The organism is Lysinibacillus sp. FJAT-14222 (genome assembly GCF_001278875.1).
In the GTDB taxonomy this organism is placed as follows: domain Bacteria; phylum Bacillota; class Bacilli; order Bacillales_A; family Planococcaceae; genus Lysinibacillus; species Lysinibacillus agricola.
Window position 1 is genome coordinate 1 of sequence record NZ_LIYL01000021.1, and the last position, 13,051, is coordinate 13,051.

At 35.6% G+C, this 13,051-nt stretch carries 11 protein-coding genes; 5 read left to right on the plus strand and 6 right to left on the minus strand.

Annotation, left to right across the window (positions count from 1 at the left end; genetic code table 11):
• Nucleotides 1-836: 836 nt before the first annotated feature.
• The 5 genes from AN161_RS09615 to opp4C all read left to right on the plus strand — a co-directional run bounded on the left by AN161_RS09615 (nt 837) and on the right by opp4C (nt 6,583).
• Entirely contained in the window at nt 837-1,832 is a 996-nt protein-coding gene (locus tag AN161_RS09615) for an ABC transporter ATP-binding protein (protein WP_053594141.1), read from the plus strand.
• A 4-nt stretch (nt 1,833-1,836) separates the two neighbouring features.
• Nucleotides 1,837-2,826, plus strand: a complete 990-nt coding sequence (locus tag AN161_RS09620; RefSeq protein WP_053594142.1) for a dipeptide ABC transporter ATP-binding protein — start codon at nt 1,837-1,839, stop codon at nt 2,824-2,826.
• Between the two features lie 61 nt (nt 2,827-2,887).
• Nucleotides 2,888-4,612: an oligopeptide ABC transporter substrate-binding protein gene (opp4A, locus tag AN161_RS09625; protein WP_053594143.1), complete on the plus strand. Its 1,725-nt coding sequence runs from the start codon at nt 2,888-2,890 to the stop codon at nt 4,610-4,612.
• An 84-nt stretch (nt 4,613-4,696) separates the two neighbouring features.
• A complete protein-coding gene (gene opp4B / locus AN161_RS09630; RefSeq protein WP_053594144.1) occupies nt 4,697-5,662 on the plus strand; it encodes an oligopeptide ABC transporter permease in 966 nt (321 codons plus the stop codon).
• 12 nt (nt 5,663-5,674) lie between these two features.
• Nucleotides 5,675-6,583, plus strand: coding sequence for an oligopeptide ABC transporter permease (gene opp4C, locus AN161_RS09635; protein WP_053594145.1), 909 nt, complete (start codon nt 5,675-5,677; stop codon nt 6,581-6,583).
• An 83-nt stretch (nt 6,584-6,666) separates the two neighbouring features.
• Here opp4C and AN161_RS30995 read toward each other — a convergent pair whose 3' ends face one another.
• The 6 genes from AN161_RS30995 to AN161_RS09660 all read right to left on the minus strand — a co-directional run bounded on the left by AN161_RS30995 (nt 6,667) and on the right by AN161_RS09660 (nt 12,634).
• The gene (locus AN161_RS30995; RefSeq protein WP_277815933.1) at nt 6,667-6,792 is read right to left on the minus strand and encodes a hypothetical protein; all 126 of its coding nucleotides are present in this window, start codon (nt 6,790-6,792) and stop codon (nt 6,667-6,669) included.
• Nucleotides 6,793-6,991: 199 nt separating this feature from the next.
• Nucleotides 6,992-7,918 (minus strand): ATP-binding cassette domain-containing protein, encoded by a 927-nt coding sequence (locus AN161_RS09640; protein ID WP_053594146.1) that lies wholly within the window; start codon nt 7,916-7,918, stop codon nt 6,992-6,994.
• A complete protein-coding gene (locus AN161_RS09645; RefSeq protein WP_053594147.1) occupies nt 7,911-8,966 on the minus strand; it encodes an ABC transporter ATP-binding protein in 1,056 nt (351 codons plus the stop codon). The genes AN161_RS09640 and AN161_RS09645 overlap by 8 nt, the downstream gene beginning before the upstream one ends.
• A gap of 14 nt (nt 8,967-8,980) precedes the next feature.
• Nucleotides 8,981-9,901, minus strand: a complete 921-nt coding sequence (locus AN161_RS09650) for an ABC transporter permease (protein ID WP_053594148.1) — start codon at nt 9,899-9,901, stop codon at nt 8,981-8,983.
• Nucleotides 9,901-10,830, minus strand: a complete 930-nt coding sequence (locus tag AN161_RS09655) for an ABC transporter permease (protein ID WP_053594149.1) — start codon at nt 10,828-10,830, stop codon at nt 9,901-9,903. The genes AN161_RS09650 and AN161_RS09655 overlap by 1 nt, the downstream gene beginning before the upstream one ends.
• 133 nt (nt 10,831-10,963) lie before the next feature.
• A complete protein-coding gene (locus AN161_RS09660) occupies nt 10,964-12,634 on the minus strand; it encodes a peptide ABC transporter substrate-binding protein (RefSeq protein WP_053594150.1) in 1,671 nt (556 codons plus the stop codon).
• Nucleotides 12,635-13,051: the final 417 nt, after the last annotated feature.

Genomic DNA, 13,051 nt, shown 5'->3' on the forward strand with positions numbered 1-13,051 from the left:
GTCCGGTGCAATACCGAACTCGTTTTACACAAGCTGCCTAATGAAATAACCGTGTCTAACTTTTAGGGGTCACTTCAAGATGGTCGTTTTTTGTTTTTTTTTACCAAATTATTATGAAATTAGCCAAATAAAAAATAACAAGAGGTCCGTAACAAATCCATATAAAAAGTTAGATTAAATTATTTTTCTACTGTAATATTTTTCACTTCAGGAAGCCAATGTGTTAATAGAAAAAATTATTTATTAATAGTGATTAGATAAAAAATATAAATATAGAAAAATATAGAAATTCATCAAAAAACCTTTAATAGTCAAGAACACCGAATGAATGGAAATTTAATGAGGAAAAGAAATAAGAAACAATTTAATTATTTACTATATTGTAATAACAAAAAAATGATACTTTAAGCCAATAAAGTGGAAATTGAACAAACATTCATTTAGGGAAAATGAAAATATATTAGATAAAATTGGAATAGTTGTATGGTTTATTTTGTATATAAGATTATAGGGAATGTAAAAATTCGCTTGATTAAATGTGTTATTTCTAGATAAAATGATAGTACGTTTAATTTTCAGAATATTATATCAGCTGGTGCATTGCGTTAATTTTCTTTGGAGGAAAAAAATAATATTCTATTTACAAATGTTAGAGATTTATAAATTGATGCTTTTTTGTTTTGAAATGATTTTAAAATAAGTTTACCGATATTGAAAATTTTTTCGGAATATTAAATTAATGAATCATATGATTAAAAGTAAAGATATTACTTAACTTGGACGTTTGATTCATTCCATAAGTTGTTTCAGTAAAAAAATAAAAGGTGTGATGTTAAATGAGCTTAATGTTAGAAGTGAAAAACCTAAAAACTGGTTTTGATATAGATGGAGAAATATATCATGCAGTGGATGATGTTTCATTTTCGGTTAAATCAGGCCAGATCGTTGGAGTAGTTGGTGAATCAGGATGTGGAAAAAGTGTAATGTCTCTTTCTATTATGCAACTACTTCCTAAAGGAATTGGTAAAATCACTGGTGGAGAAATAAAATTTCATGGGAAGAACATAGAAAATCATTCGAACGACGAGATGAATAAAATTAGGGGAAAAGATATTAGTATGATTTTCCAAGAACCTATGACATCCTTAAACCCTGTTTTTACTATAGGCTCGCAAATTGAAGAAATTATGCTTAATCATAATAAGATTTCTAAGGCTGAGGCTAAAAGTAAAGCGATTGAATTATTAAAACAGGTTGGGATTCCCAGAGCTGAAAAAATTATAGATGAATATCCTCATCAATTGTCAGGCGGTATGAGACAAAGAGTAATGATTGCTATCGCCATCGCTTGTCAACCTAGGCTTTTAATAGCGGATGAACCAACTACTGCACTTGATGTAACAGTACAAGCACAAATACTAGATTTACTGAAAAATATTCAAGAGAAAAATAACATGTCGATTGTACTGATAACGCACGATTTAGGCGTAGTTGCGGAAATGTGTGATGAAGTAATTATTATGTATGCAGGGAAGGTCGTAGAACGGACAAATGTTGATAACTTGTTTTACAATCCCAAACACCCATATACAAAGCTCTTGATGGCATCGATTCCAAGAATAGATACAGAAGTTAATGAGTTAACCACTATTAAAGGTATAGTACCTTCTTTAAAAAATATGCCTCAAGTAGGCTGCCGTTTTGTTGATAGATGCCCGTCGGCTATGCCTGAATGTAGCAATGTTACGCCGCAACTTGCCTTCGTAGATGACAATCATGAAGTCTCTTGTTTACTTTTTGAAGGCTGTAATTCTAGAAAGGGTGTGAGCTGACAATATGAAGCAAACAGCAATTAAACAAAATAAAGGAAATTTATTGGAGTTAATTGATTTAAAAACCTATTACCCGATTAAAGGTGGATTTTTCAAACATACAGTTGGCTATGTTAAAGCAGTTGATAATATTTCTTTTTCAATAAAAAATGGTGAAACATTAGGATTAGTTGGCGAATCTGGCTGTGGAAAGTCAACAACAGGTCGGACTATTTTAAGATTGTTAGACTCAACGGAAGGAAAAATCATTTTTAACGGCCAGGATATTACAAAATTACAAGGGAAATCATTAAGGGAAATAAGGAAAGATATCCAAATGGTGTTTCAAGATCCTTATGCATCGTTAAATCCTATGCAAATGGTAGGTAGTATCATAGCTGAACCGATCATGAATTTCCATAAAAAATCACTGAAATCTTTAAAAAATGAAGTGATGGAGCTTTTACAAAAAGTAGGTTTACCAGAAGATGCTTATTACAAGTATGGACATGAATTTTCAGGTGGTCAGCGTCAACGGATTGGTATTGCGAGAGCACTTGCACTTAGGCCAAAACTAATTATAGCAGATGAACCAGTTTCAGCCTTAGACGTATCTGTACAATCTCAGGTTCTTAATCTGCTAAAAGAGTTACAGGATGAGTTTGACTTAACATTTTTATTTATTGCTCATGATTTAAGTGTTGTAAAACATATGAGTGATCGAATCGGTGTTATGTATTTAGGAAATATTGTGGAGATTGCAGATAAGGAACATATTTATGAGGAACCACTGCATCCTTATACACAGGCATTAATCTCTGCAATTCCAGTACCTGATCCGAGGAAAAAGAGTAGCCGTATTGTATTAGAGGGGGATATTCCTAGTCCGGCTAATCCTCCTAAAGGATGCCCTTTCCATCCACGGTGTCCGAAAGCAATGGCAGAGTGTTCATTATCAAAACCAACCTTAAAGGAGGTGAAGCAGGGGCATAGAGTTGCATGCCATTTATATTAAAAGATAAAAAAAGAACGGTATGTTAATTATTTACAAAATAAAATTCACGGGGGGATAAAGAATGAAAAAATCAGCATTATGGGCTTTCATGCTTATGCTAGTTATGGCTTTGTTTTTAACAGCATGTAATAACGACAACTCGACAACTGACAAAGAAAAGGAAAAAGGCAAGGATGATTCCACAAAGACTAGTGAAACAGCGAAAAGTGGAGTTGTAACTTTCGGTACTGACCAAGCGCCTGAGGGTGTTTATGATCCAGCCTATTCAGGTAGTATTGTAGACAGTTATATTCAAGATTTTACAATGGAAGGTATCTATTCTGTAAATGATGAATTGGAATATATTCCCAATTTTGCAAAGTGGGAAATTAGTGAGGATAAATTAACTTATACGTTTACATTTGAGAAGGGTGTAAAATGGCATAATGGTGAAGAGTTAACAGTTGATGACTGGGTATTTGCATTAGAAACAGTAGCAGATCCAGATTACGATGGCCCTCGTTTCAATTATGTTGAAGGTGTTAAAGGGGCAAAGGCAAAAAAATTGGGGAAAGCTGAAACAATCGAAGGTATTGAGGTTGTTGATCCATACACAGTGAAAATTACTTTTGAGGAAGTAGAAGTTAATAACCTAGAAAAACTTTGGTCTTATCCAATGCCAAAGAAACATTATGAAGGTATTGCGGTTAAAGACTTAGGTGAATCTAAACAGGTTCGTGAAACTCCTGTTGGTTTAGGAGCATTTAAAGTGAAAAAAGTTGTAGAGGGCGAATATTCTGAATTAGAGCGTTTTGATGATTACTGGAAGGGCAAACCGCAGCTTGACGGTATAATTGTAAAAACAATTGACCCATCATTAACAGCTGGTGCGTTCCAAAACGGAGAAATTGACATCATGGATATTAAACCACAAGCTGTAAAAGAATTGTCAGCATTAGATAACGTACGCATTGAAGAAACGAATGGTGTAAGTTACTCATATATTGGTCTTCGTTTTGGTCATCGTGATAAAGCTACTCTTACAAATGTAGCTGATTTTGATAAGTTTAAATCAAAAGAATTGCGTCAAGCACTATTATACGCAATTAACCGTCCAGCAATGATCGATGCTTTCTTAGAAGGAAAAGCTGAAGTTGCAAATACTGTGATTCCTCGTACTTTTTGGACTGCAGCGGAGGAGTCAGAATTAAATCAATATGAATACAATCCAGAAAAGGCTAAAGAGCTTCTTAAGGCTGCAGGTTATGTAGATAAAGATGGCGATGGCTTTGTAGAAGATCCGAGTGGTCAGCCATTTAAAATTTCATTTGGCCACTATGCCGGTCCTGCTGCATTTGAGGGACGCTCTCAAGCAATTATTCAAGCTTGGAATGATGTCGGAGTGAAAACAGAACAAGCAACTGGTACTTTAATTGAGTTTAACTTATATAATGATATGAAAGATAATGATGATGCTGCATTAGAAGCATTCTTCGGCGCTTGGGTTACTGGCGCTGACCCTGATCCATCTGGTTTATGGGGGAATGATGCAGAATGGAACTATGGTCGCTACGTAGATGCTACGAACCAAAAATTGATAAAACAAGCCTTAAGTGAAGAAGCATTTGACAAAGATAAACGTAAGAAAACTTATGTGGAATGGCAAAAATACTTTAATGAAGAATTACCAGCCCTTCCATTGTGGGAAAATATAGATTTATATGCCATTAATAATCGACTACAGGGTGTTCATGTCAACGCTGTTGGTTTCCAAACAGATGTTCATAAATGGTCCATTAAGGAATAAAATGTGAGCTTTCAAATCCTGCTAACTAGGTCCTCTTTATTTAACTGGACCTAGTTAGTAAATTTCTAGATAAGGAGACGTCACATGCTTCAATACACACTTCGAAGATTACTTGGCATGATCCCATTGCTACTCCTTATTTCGTTAGTGGTGTTCTTTTTAGCAAAAATGATGCCAGGAGATCCGTTTGCTGGTGAAATTGATCCGTCTAATACGAATCCACAATACATCGAAGAAATGAGAGAAAAATTAGGCTATAATGATCCAATTATCATGCAATATGGTAGATGGATTGCTAATTTTGCACAAGGGGATTTCGGAAAATCTACTGTTTATAAAAAACCAGCTGCAGAGATTATTGCTCAGCGAATACCTAATACAATATTTTTAGCATTAACATCATTAGTTTTCACGTACATTTTTGCATTTATTATGGGGATGTATGCTGGAAGAAAACCTTATACTCTCGGGGATAATTTAATTGCGACTTATAATTATTTAGCTTTAGCAATTCCATCGTTTGTAGCGGGAATTGTTGCTATTTACTTTTTCTCCTTTAAACTAGGATGGTTCCCTTTCAATGGCTCCGTAGGTGTAGGCATAGAAGCGGGAAGTTTAGAATATTACTTGAGTAGGTTCCATCATGTTTTATTACCGGCACTTATATTAGGATTAATGGGGACGGCATCCTATACTCAATTTTTACGAAATGACATTATTGAAAATAGTAGGAAGGATTTCGTAAGAACTGCGAGAGCAAAAGGAACAAAGGAATCAAAAATCTATAACAAACATATTTTAAGGAATTCAATTATTCCAATTATTACGTTTCTTGGTTTTGATATCGCAACATTAATCAGCGGTGCGGTCATAACAGAAACTATCTTTACTTATCCAGGAATAGGCGCACTCTTCTTAGAATCCGTTGGAAGAAGAGATTATGCAGTCATGATGTCGATAACTATGTTACTTTCGTTTTTAACACTTTTTGGGAATTTAGTGGCGGATATATTATATGGTGTAGTAGATCCGCGTATTAGACTGGATTAAGGAGGGGAAATTATGACATTGGTAACTGATCGAAAAGTATTAACTCCAAAAACACCAAAGAAAAGCCCCTCGCCGTGGGTGATAGCGAGACGAAAGTTCGTTAAAAATAAATTAGCTATGATTAGTCTTATTTTTTTACTACTAGTTATCATCCTATCGTTTTTAGCTCCGTATATTACAACAAAAGATATTGTACGTGTCGACTTTATGAAAATAAGTCTTCCTCCATCAAGTGAGCATTGGTTAGGAACAGATACGAATGGACGTGATGTTTTTACTAGAATGCTCTACGCAGGAAGATCATCTTTAACGGTTGGGTTAGGCTGTATGCTTTTTATTGTAATAATCGGAACAGCAATTGGCGCGATTTCAGGGTATTTTGGGGGGAAAATAGAACAAATGTTAATGCGATTTACTGATTTCGTATTAATGTTTCCATTTTTAGTATTCGTTATTGTTATAAATACTATCCTTTCAGGAAAAATATCTGGTTTATGGACATTAGTAATTGTCATTTCACTTTTAAGCTGGGGAACCGTTGCAAGGATAGTGCGAAGTAGGGTGCTAGCTGAAAAGGAAAATGAGTATATATTAGCAGCACAATCAATTGGCTGTAAACCTTCAAAAATAATCATTAAGCATTTATTGCCCAACGTTGCCTCGACGATTATTGTACAAGCAACATTATTAATGGCTGTAACAATCGTTGCAGAATCCAGTTTAAGCTTTTTAGGATTTGGTGTACCGGCTGATACACCTAGCTGGGGTAATATGCTATTTGAGGCTAGAAACTCAGATGTACTAAAGGATAAGCTTTGGATGTGGGTACCACCTGCAACAGCCATAACGTTAGTTATTTTGTCAATCAACTTTATCGGAGAAGGCTTAAAGGATGCTTTAAATCCAAAATCAAGAAGGTAATAAGTTTGGTTTAGATTGAATAAATTTAAAGCATCAAACATAAAAAAATAAGGACACCCTTAAGTAGGTGTCCTTATTTTTTGTTAAGGTCTGTCTTTACAAGGCTTTATACAATTTGAACTAGCAGCAGAAACATCCACAACGCTAGGACCCACTAAAAATGCAGTAAGGCAAATAGCACTGATAATAAGTTTAATACTCTTTTTCATTACTCATTCACCTCCTTAATATATTACATATATTATAGTATATTAAGGGGATTATGGAAGATATTTCATACCAAAAATTCCTACAATATTTGACAAATTCAAGTGTGTGGAAAAATAATGCATCATATGTAAGTTGCGGCTTTGAAGTAATGAAAAAAACTCCCATCACAGCGTTTATACTGAGACGGAAGTTATTGTTTTATCGATCAGCAACCCAAGTTTTCACAAGATCTGCAGTACCATAAACGTAATGCTGATCGCCAACTTCATGGTATGTTGCGCTATCGTCAACCTCTGTATGCTTGTACGGAATACGTTGACGGCGTTTTTCTGACATTGGGTCAGGAAGTGGAATTGCCGATAATAATGATTTTGTATACGGATGAACAGGGTGATTGTAAATATCATCTGCTTTACCGATTTCCATAATTTTACCACGGTACATAACAGCGATACGGTCACTGATATACTTAACCATTGATAAGTCATGGGCAATGAAAAGATATGTTAAGCCACGTTCTTTTTGCAGTTCTTTTAATAAGTTAACAACTTGCGCTTGAATCGATACGTCAAGTGCAGAAATAGGTTCATCGGCGATGATAAACTTAGGATCTAAGCTTAGCGCACGTGCAATTCCAATACGTTGACGTTGACCGCCAGAGAATTCGTGTGCATAGCGGTTTGCGTGCTCTTTGTTTAAACCAACAGCCTCTAGCAGTTGATTAATTTTTTCACGACGCACTTTTTTATCCTTGTGAAGCCCGTGAATTTCAAAGGCTTCACCAATGATTTCCCCAGCTGTCATACGAGGGTTTAATGAAGCATAGGGATCTTGGAAAATCATTTGCATTTCACGATTAAATTTCTTTAAATCATTTTTAGATTTTTTCCCTTGGACGCTCTCACCATCGAAAATAATTTCACCATCTGTAATGTCATACAAGCGAATAATGGAACGACCTGTTGTTGATTTACCACAGCCCGATTCACCTACAAGACCAAGTGTTTCACCTTCATATACATCGAAGCTAATGCCGTCAACAGCTTTAATAGGGTTACTTGGTGAACCGAAATGCTGTTTTAAATTTTTGATTTCAAGAATTTTTTTTGCACCCGAATTAGTCATTTTCTTGTGCCTCCTTTGCTAAATACCCTTCAATACGTTTAGCAACCGCATCTGGAAGCGGAATTTTTGGCGCGTCAGGATGCAACAACCAAGTTTTTGCAAAATGTGTTTCACTTACTTGGAACATCGGAGGCTCTTGCTCATAGTCAATAGCCATTGCGAATTCATTACGAGCAGCAAACGCATCACCTTTTGGTGGATTAGTCAGATCTGGTGGTGAACCAGGAATCGTACGTAATAGCTCATCAGTATCGTTATCTAGGTCTGGCATTGAACCAAGTAGACCCCATGTATATGGGTGCTTAGGATTATAGAAAATATCATTAACAGTACCATATTCGACGATTTGTCCTGCATACATAACTGCAACTCGATCGGCAACGTTTGCAACGACACCTAAATCGTGAGTAATGAAAATGATAGATGTTTTCGAATTTTTTTGGATTTCTTTCATTAGTTCTAAAATTTGCGCTTGAATGGTAACGTCTAATGCAGTTGTTGGTTCATCGGCAATTAGAAGCTTTGGATCAGCTGCAAGTGCGATGGCAATAACAACACGTTGACGCATACCGCCTGAAAACTCATGCGGGTATTGGTTATAACGTTTTTCAGGGAAGGGGATACCTACCTGTGTTAAAAGTTCGATTGCACGTTTTTTAGCATCAGCTTTTGAAACTTTTTTATGTTGTAAAATAACTTCTGTTATTTGACGTCCGACCTTCATCGTCGGGTTTAAGCTTGTCATCGGATCTTGGAAAATCATTGCAATTTCATTTCCGCGTATTTTTGACATTTCTTTATCGCTTAAAGGCACTAAATCACGGCCATTAAATAAAATTTGTCCTGACTCATAAATACCAGGTGGCTGTGGAATTAGTTTCATTAATGCGTTACTCGTAACACTCTTACCAGAACCTGATTCACCAACGATTGCTAGTGTTTCACCTTCTTTTAAGTCAAAGTTTACACCACGAACAGCACGAACAAGCCCTGCATACGTTTTAAAGTTTATTTTTAAATCTTTTACTTCTAGAATTGTTTTACTCATTTTCGGCCACCTCCTTATTTACGTAGTTTTGGATCTAATGCATCACGTAAGCCGTCACCAACTGCGTTAAACGCAAAAATTGTTAGTGAGATAAATACTGCTGGGAAAATTAATCTCCACGGCGCATTGGCAATCGCTTTATTCCCATCAGATGCCATTGTACCCCAAGAAGCTGTTGGAGCAGGAACCCCAAGACCAAGGTAACTTAGGAATGACTCTGTGAAAATAGCAGATGGAATTGTTAATGTCATTGTTACTAAAATGGCACCTAGTGCATTAGGAATTAAGTGTTTTAATATTAAATGTCCAGTGCTAGCACCTAAAGTTCGAGCGGCAAGTACATATTCTTGGTTTTTAATCGATAAGACCTCACCACGTACAATACGAGCCATGTTAATCCAACCAGTAATTGAAAGTGCGATAATCATGGGAATTAAACCAGGCTGCATAACAACTAATAACACGATTACTACTAATAGGTAAGGTACAGCAGTTAAAACATCGGCAATACGCATCATAATATTATCAACACGTCCGCCTGCTAAACCTGAAATACTTCCCCAAAGAACACCGATAATTAAGTCAATAATCGCTGCGGCGATTCCAATAAATAGGGAGATACGTGCACCTTCCCAAATACGAACAAAAATATCTCGACCTAAATCATCAGTACCGAACCAAAACTCTTTTGAAGGTGGAGAGTTAAAAACACCAAGTTGATCACTTGCTTTGTATTGAGAGAAAATGGGCACAAAAGTAGCCATTAATATAACGATAATCAAGACTATTACTCCAAGGATGGCCATTTTATTATGAGAGAAACGGATAAATACTTCCTTCCAAAAGGAGACTGATTTATCAGCTAATTTCTCAGTAGCTTCATGATTTCCGCCAACAATTTTAAACTTATCTTTTTCAATATGTTGCTGTGTCATTATTTTTTCGCTCCTTTCAGTTTAATACGCGGATCAATCACACTATATAAAATATCAACGATTAACACCGCAAATAAAAGGATGATGGAATAGAACACAGTCGTACCCATGATTACTGTATAGTCACGGTTTGTAATACTTTGTACAAAGTGTTTTCCAAGTCCAGGAATAGCGAAAATTTGCTCAACAATGAAACTACCTGTTACAACAGCCGCTGTTAATGGACCAAGGTAAGTGACAACTGGAAGTAGAGCGTTACGTAAAGTGTGACGGAAAACGATTGTCCATTTTCCAATCCCTTTTGCACGAGCCATTTTTACATAGTCACTATTGTTTTGTTCAAGCATACTTGAACGTGTTAATTTTGCGATAAAGCCCATGTGTGTTAAAGCGATTGCAAGGGCTGGTAGTATACTATAAGAAAAGCCTTTCCATCCACTAATTGGGAACCAATCTAGCTTATAGGCTAAGAAATACTGCATTAAACCCGCTAAGATAAATGAAGGTACTGAAATAAATAGCACCGCAAAGGACGTTGCCAAATAATCCGGGAACTTATTATGATATAGCGCGGAAACTACGCCTATTAAAATACCGAATCCAATTGCTAGTAGCATAGCTTCAATCCCTAATGTTAACGAAACAGGGAAACTTTCAGAAATCATATCATTTGTAGAACGCGCTTTATATTTCATTGACTCACCGAAATTGAAAGTGGCCGTATCGATTAAATAATCTTTATATTGTATATACCAAGGGTTATTTAATCCATACGTTTCGTTTAACTTCTCCTCAATTTGAGGGGGGAAATTACGTTCACTCGCAAAAGGACTACCTGGAGCGAGACGCATTAAGAAAAACGTAACCGTTACGATGACGAAAAGCGCGAGAAGTATATACATCAGCCTTTTCAAAATATATTTAATCACATAAAACTCCTCCTTCTATTTGTCAATTTTCAGACAAATATATGCCTTCGTATTTTAAAAAGAGCTGACTCGTGCCGAAGTGGCTACGAGGCAGCTCTTCGCTGTAGAGCTTACATAAGCGATATAAAATAGATTATTTTTTAGCTTCCACTACAACGTTTTTAAGTTGGATATTACCAAGAATATCTGCTTGCATGTTTTTCACGTTGTCTTGTACTACAGAAAGGTTCGTGTAGTAGTAGATTGGTGCAACTGGTAATTCAGAAACAGCAATTTTTTCTGCTTGTTTTAAAAGTTCAAGACGTTTAGCTGGATCTGTTTCCTTATTAGATTGAACTAATAATTTTTTGTACTCAGCATTTTCCCAACCAGTGTCATTGTTACCGTTTGCAGCAGTATCATACATTTCTAAGAATGTGTAAGCATCGTTGTAGTCACCAACCCAGCCCATACGTCCAGCTTGGTAGTCTAATTGGTTAAGTTTTTCTAAATAAACTTGCCATTCAGAATTATCTAGACCTACAGTAATACCAAGGTTTTTAGTCCAGCCTTCTTGAATGTATTGAGCGATAGCAGCGTGTGCTTCACTTGTGTTGAAAGAAACGTTAATTTTAATGTCTTTTGGATCTTTAATACCAAGTTCCTTCATACCTGCTTCAAGTGCTGCTTTAGCACCTTCCATATCGTTGTCTTTGTAGTAACCGCGGTCTTCTTCAAAGCCGTGAACTGCGATAGGAACCATGCCTAATGCAGGTTTTTGTTCACCTTTAGTAATGTTGTCGATTAATCCTTGACGGTTGATTGCTAATGTTAATGCTTTACGGATGTTAGCGTTTCCAGTGAATTTATCTTTATTATTTAATTTGTACCAATAAACAGACGCTTGGTCAGCGATACGTAAAGAACCATCAGCTTTAAACTCATCAATTGAGTCAAGAGCTACAGTTTGGAATGGAGCACCAAGGTAGTCAATTTCTTTACCTTTAAACATTGTAGAAGCTGTTGCTTCAGATTCTACCATACCAATGTTAACAGTTTCTAAAGATACTTTATCAACATCCCAGTATTCTGGGTTTTTCTTTAATACGATTGAATCATTGTGTTTCCACTCAGATAAAGTGAATGGACCGTTTGTTACAAAGTTTTCACCAGCATCTGCGTACCAGTCTTCTTTGCCTTCAACTACTTTTTGATTTAACGGAGCATATGTTTTAAATGCAGTTAATTCTAAGAAATAAGGAGTTGGATTATTTAAAGTTACTACTAAAGTTTTCTCGTCTTCCGCTTTAACGCCCACTTCATCAGCAGAACCTTTACCTAAATTGTACTCTTCAGCACCTTTAATAGGGTAAAGGATTGAAGCATACTCAGAAAGGTTATCTGGGTTTAATGCCCATTTCCAAGCATATACGAAGTCACCAGCAACTACTGGATCTCCGTTTGACCATTTTGCATCATCACGTAGTTTGAAAGTATACGTTAATTGGTCATCGCTAATTTCCCATTTTTCAGCCGCAGCTTCAATTGGTTTTGCATCAGCATCTAGTGTTGTTAAACCTTCAAAAGTGTTTGTAAGAATAACACCAGAAGTTGTATCTGTTGCTAATGCTGGATGAAGTGATGGTGGCTCTGAAGTTACTACAACATTTAATTCGCTTTTCGAAGAAGCCGTTCCAGATGAACCAGAATCTTTGCCATCATCTTTTGATTTTTCAGACGAATCTCCGCCGAAGCCGCATGCAGCAAGTACTAGTGAAAATACTGCAAGGACTGTTAGTAATAAAAACTTTTTGTTCTTATTCATGTGAATCCCCCTTATACAATTTTTAAGCCTTTTATGAAGCTCCTATTTAATATACCAAAAAATCATTGTGTACAAAATAAAAAAGATTCAAATTTATATAGTATTATCTGAAATCTAAGAGAATAATAATTTTTTTCGATTCATCACATTAAAGAATGAAAGCGTTTTAATAATAAAAAAATGATATTTATCTGTTTTGAATATCAAAAATAAAACAAAAATTAAAAAATGATTTATTATATAGAAAATTCATATTCTTTTGATAATATCATCGTTATTTGAAAAATGATTCAAAAGTAATAGGTTTGATGCTTTGTGAGACTTGTATAGTTTTGTAGAAAATTCTTGTAAAACTAAGTGATTTAGATTCCTGTTTAGGTATTTTTTTGTAATTTCTAATCACGAAGCATGAATATT